We start from the raw sequence: 2,631 nt of genomic DNA on the forward strand, positions 1-2,631 counted from the left end.
AGCCGCCGCGGTCCCGACCGCGCTGACCGGAATCGCGGAGTGGACGAATACCACCGGCAGGGAACGACGGGTCGGCCTCGTCCACGCACTGGGCAATACAGCCGCGCTCGGGCTCTACGCCGCCTCGTGGAACGCACGGCGCCGGAATCGCCATGCGATGGGCGTGCTGCTGGGGCTGGCCGGTGGTGTGGTCGCGTCCGGGTCGGGCTACCTCGGTGGCCATCTCGCCATGGCCAGGAAGGTGTCCTCGCGCCATCCGGCATTCGACAACGCGGGCGGCCAGCCGGGGTGACGATTACCTGAGGCCACCACCGCTGCTGGAGCCGGATGCGCCGGCCCGGAACGTCTCCACGATGCCGACGACCTCGTCGTCCGTGGTCTGGGTGAAATCCTGGTACCAGGCGCCGATGCCGCCCAGGTCCGCCGGCACGGAGAGTGAGATCACGTCATCTGCGATGCCGGACAACCGCTCCAGCGTGTCCGGCGGGCAGACGGGCACAGCCAGCAGAATCCGCCTCGGGTGGTGCCCGCGTAGCGTTCGCACGGCGGCCTCCGCCGTGACACCGGTGGCCAGACCGTCGTCGACCAGGATCACGTCTCGTCCCCGAAGTGCGGGCAGCGGTGTGGAGCCACGGTACGCGGCGATCCGGCGATCCAGCTCAGCGCGCTCATCGTCAGCGAGCCGCCGCATCTCCTCCTCGCCGAGGCCGAACGCGCGGCCCGCTCCGGTCACCACGATCTCGTTTCCGCCCTCGGCGATCGCGCCGATGCCGAACTCGGGCTGTCCGGGTGCCCCGATCTTGCGGGCGACGTAGACCTCCAGCGGCGCCCGCAGGGCGGTCGCGACATGCGCGGCGACGGGGACTCCGCCGCGAGGCAGGGCGAGCACAACCGGGCTCTCGTACGTCTCTTGGGTCAGCCGCTCGGCCAGCTGGCGACCGGCGTCATCTCGGTCTCGGAAAGGCATCGGCAGCACTCCATGACTGGTTCTCACCTCCTCGCGTACCCAATCAGCCGAAAGGCGAACGTGCGGCGACGAACGTTGCCCCGCACCTGAGCCCTTGGTCACGAGGGTGATTCGGCCTTCCGCCCCACACGGCCGACGGCGACCAGCGCCATCCCCAGCACGATCGCCGCCAGTTGCAGCCCGGTGAGCGCTCCACCGTCCGCCACGTGCGGCAGGAGGCCGAACTCCTCGGAGAGCATGGGGACGTGCGGGCCGAGCAACCCACCGATCCCCTGGATCAGCAGGACCACTCCGATCACATCCGCGATGACACGCATCTGGTCTTCCTCCCGTCGTCGTTCGCATCAGTGACACCAATCTGCGCGACGACGCCGGATGAGGGCGTCGGCCGATCGAGTGATGTCGAGCCGGCCCGCTGCCGATACGTATACATCCTTCGACTGACGCCGAGCTCAACCCAGCAGCTCGTGGTCTGCGAGGACCTCCTCGACGACGCGTTGGCCGGCCGCCACCACCTCGTCGCCGTGGTCGGCGTCGACGTTCTGGGCCAGTCCGAGCAACGCCTTCCACAGCGCCCACCCGCGAGCCCGTGCCCAGGTCTCCGCGTCCTGGTCGACGGCGCCGCGGAAAGCCTGCCGGCTCGCGCCGGAGAAGAACGTCCATGCGATCACCAGATCACACGCGGGGTCGCCGACCCCGGAGGTGCCGAAGTCGAGCACCGCGGCCAGCCTGCCGTCCCTGACCAGGATGTTGCCCTCCGCGATGTCGCCGTGGAACCACACAGGGTCGCCGTCCCAGGTCGCCCCCAGGGCCGCCTGCCAGACGTCCATCGCCCGGTCGGTGTCGACCCGGTCCCCCAGTACGGCAAGCGATCGGCGGGTCTCGCCGTCGTAATATGCCGGCGACGCCCCACGGAAGAAGCTGTGTTCACCCGCGCGCGGCCCACCCGACGCGTCGATGCGCTGTAACGCCTGGATGAACTCCGCCACCGCCACCGCGAACGCCGATATATCGTCGATCCGGTCCGCACGCGCTGTCTCGCCGTCCAGCCATCCCCGGACCGCCCATTCGAACGGATAGCCTTCGCCCGGTTCACCCTTCGCGATCGGCCTCGGGATCGGCACCGGCAGCTGGGGCGCGAGGACGGGCAACCAGCGGTGCTCCTTGTCGACGGCGGGCAGGTAGGACTCATGGGTCGGGAGCCGCACCGACATCTCGTCCCCGAGGCGGTACGTGCGGTTGTCCCAGCCGTCGAACTCGACGGGCCTGACCGGCAGGTCCGCCCACTGTGGGAACTGGGCCTTCACCAGCCGCTTCACCAGCTGAGCATCGATCCCCGCACGTCCATCGCCAAACCGGTCGACCATGATCCCGAGGATGTCGCGAGCGATCTAGGTAACGCAACTGATTTCAGCCACGCGGGACTCTCAACGCACGATGATCATGTTCCCTTTGAGGCCCCTATAGGGGCACCAGACGGCACATGATCATGGACGACCCGACACATTCAGGATCACCTTCGCGATAGCGGCCGCGATCTGATGGGTGCTTTCCTCGTCGCAGAGGAGGTACGTCTGCGGCAACCAGATCGTGTCAGTGCATACCCGGTCGGCTGCCGGGCACTCGGGCTCCGGATAGGGCTGCGCCAGCCGCTGCGCGACCGC

Annotated in this window: 4 protein-coding genes; 1 reads left to right on the top strand and 3 read right to left on the bottom strand. The window is 68.8% G+C overall.

The genetic code is table 11. The annotated features are described in order from the left end of the window. The coding region (locus tag ELR45_RS28525; protein ID WP_205857448.1) for a DUF2231 domain-containing protein at nucleotides 1-292 on the top strand (292 nt) is incomplete at its 5' end. 3 nt (nucleotides 293-295) lie between these two features. Here ELR45_RS28525 and ELR45_RS28530 read toward each other — a convergent pair. The 3 genes from ELR45_RS28530 to ELR45_RS28540 form a co-directional block, all read right to left on the bottom strand. Next, on the bottom strand, nucleotides 296-967 hold the full coding sequence (locus tag ELR45_RS28530; RefSeq protein ID WP_129669335.1) for a phosphoribosyltransferase: 672 nt from the start codon (nucleotides 965-967) through the stop codon (nucleotides 296-298). 98 nt (nucleotides 968-1,065) lie between these two features. Continuing rightward, the gene (locus ELR45_RS28535; protein ID WP_129669336.1) at nucleotides 1,066-1,284 is read right to left on the bottom strand and encodes a hypothetical protein; all 219 of its coding nucleotides are present in this window, start codon (nucleotides 1,282-1,284) and stop codon (nucleotides 1,066-1,068) included. A 135-nt stretch (nucleotides 1,285-1,419) separates the two neighbouring features. Beyond that, entirely contained in the window at nucleotides 1,420-2,334 is a 915-nt protein-coding gene (locus tag ELR45_RS28540) for an aminoglycoside phosphotransferase family protein (protein ID WP_129669337.1), read from the bottom strand. Nucleotides 2,335-2,631 lie beyond the last annotated feature (297 nt).

Origin of the sequence: Phytoactinopolyspora endophytica, from assembly GCF_004138495.1 — a bacterium.
Classification (GTDB): Bacteria; Actinomycetota; Actinomycetes; order Jiangellales; family Jiangellaceae; genus Phytoactinopolyspora; species Phytoactinopolyspora endophytica.